This window comes from Methylobacterium tarhaniae (assembly GCF_001043955.1).
Taxonomy (GTDB): Bacteria; Pseudomonadota; Alphaproteobacteria; order Rhizobiales; family Beijerinckiaceae; genus Methylobacterium; species Methylobacterium tarhaniae.
The window spans coordinates 1-1,076 of the sequence record NZ_LABZ01000438.1; the positions used below are offsets into that span (position 1 = coordinate 1).

Below are 1,076 nucleotides of genomic sequence, written 5' to 3' on the forward strand. Positions count from 1 at the left end.
CCTTGGACAGGTCGAAGGGCTGCGGCTCGCCGCGCAGGAGCGCGTCCTGGTCGATCCGGCCGCGATTGACCGACGACGCCTTGAGCGCGTGATAGAGCGCATCGACCGGCAGGGTGCCGTGATCGACCACGATGCGGTCGACGACCCGCTCCTCCTCGGCATCGGTCATGGTGTTGCGCAACGCCGCGACGAACCGGTTGCCCTCGGGATAGATCTCGATCAGCTCCATGTTCGGCGTCATCACCACGCCGAGCTTGTAGAGCTCGCGCAGGTGGACCGGCTGGTTGGTGGTGCCGACCTCCTCCGCCACCATGCGGTCATGGGTGGCGATCTCGACGAGGCAGCCGCGCTTGGCGAGGTGCTCGGCGACGGAGGCCGCATTGTGCTGGCCCATCTCGTCGTAGAGCAGCACCGAGCCGGTCGGCTCGACCGTCCCGGAGAGCACCTCGGCGGTGGTGACGGCGTGCTGCGCGGCGCCCTTGGCGTGGCCGCGGGACGGCGTGCCGCCGGTCGCCACCACGACCACGTCCGGCTTCTCCGCCAGGATCGCCTCCGCCGTCGCCTCGGTGTTGAGCCTGAGGTCCACGCCGTGCTTCGTCGCCTGCGCGACGAGCCAGCGGGGAATGCCCGACAGCGCCTCGCGCCAGCCCGCCTTCGCGGCAAGGCCGATCTGGCCCCCGGCCTGCCCACTCTTCTCGAACAGCACCACGGCGTGGCCGCGCTCGGCGCAGACCCGGGCCGCCTCGAGCCCGCCGGGCCCGGCGCCCACCACCACGATGCGGCGGCGGACATCCGCCCGGCGGATCTCGTGCGGCATCGTCGCCTCGCGGCCGGTGGCGGCGTTCTGGAGGCAGAGTGCGTCGCCGCCGACATAGATCCGGTCGATGCAGTAGCCCGCGCCGACGCATTGGCGGATGTCGTCGGCCCGGCCCTCCGAGAGCTTCTTCACCAGATGCGGATCGGCGATGTGGGCGCGGGTCATCGCCACCATGTCGACATGGCCCTCCGCGACCGCGCGCGCCGCGGTCGCCAGGTCGGTGACGCGCTGGGCGTGGAAGACCGGCACGTCGACCTCG

1 protein-coding gene is annotated in these 1,076 nt (G+C 71.8%); it reads right to left on the bottom strand.

Features of this window, described 5'->3' with window-relative positions; translation table 11 throughout:
• A partial coding sequence (locus tag VQ03_RS30510) for an FAD-dependent oxidoreductase (protein ID WP_048454693.1) occupies window positions 1-1,076 on the bottom strand: 1,076 nt, incomplete at both ends.